We start from the raw sequence: 587 nt of genomic DNA, 5'->3' as shown, positions 1-587 counted from the left end.
ATACCTGAAGAAATAAAAAATCTGGTAATAAAAAGAGGAGACTTAATAGAACTTGGAAACCACAGGATATTATGCGGCGACAGTTTTAATAAGGATAACCTAAATAAACTCCTAAAAGGTATTCAAATAGATGCAGTAGTATCAGACCCTCCGTATGGAATGAATCTTGATACAGATTTTTCAACTATGAGTGATGGAAAAAATTACAGGAAGATATTAAATGATGATAAATACTTTGATTGCAGTATTTTTCTTAAATACTTTAAGAATGTAGAAGAACAGTTCTGGTGGGGAGCAAATTACTACATAAAAGAAATAGAGGGTGGAAGCTGGCTTGTATGGGATAAAAGGACCGACTTCGAATCAGAGAGTATGAATATAGCAAAGGCAGATTACAGCCTGTCAGAATTTGAATTGTGTTGGAGTAAAGTAAAACACAGACAAAGGATAGCACGATTTTTCTGGTTTGGATTTAGTGGTACACAGCTTGAGCCGGAAAAAGGAAAAAACGGAATAGTAGGAACAAGTCAAAGTATAAAAAGAATACATGCCAACCAAAAACCAGTAAGACTTTACAACTGGCTGTA

Annotated in this window: 1 pseudogene; it reads left to right on the top strand. The window is 34.6% G+C overall.

Annotated elements, in window-relative coordinates:
* Positions 1-587, top strand: a pseudogene (locus NK213_RS17940) (hypothetical protein); the annotation flags it as partial.

This window comes from Sebaldella sp. S0638, from assembly GCF_024158605.1.
Classification (GTDB): domain Bacteria; phylum Fusobacteriota; class Fusobacteriia; order Fusobacteriales; family Leptotrichiaceae; genus Sebaldella.
The sequence above is the reverse complement of the archived record's forward strand: the minus strand, read 5'-3'. Positions and strand labels throughout refer to the sequence as shown.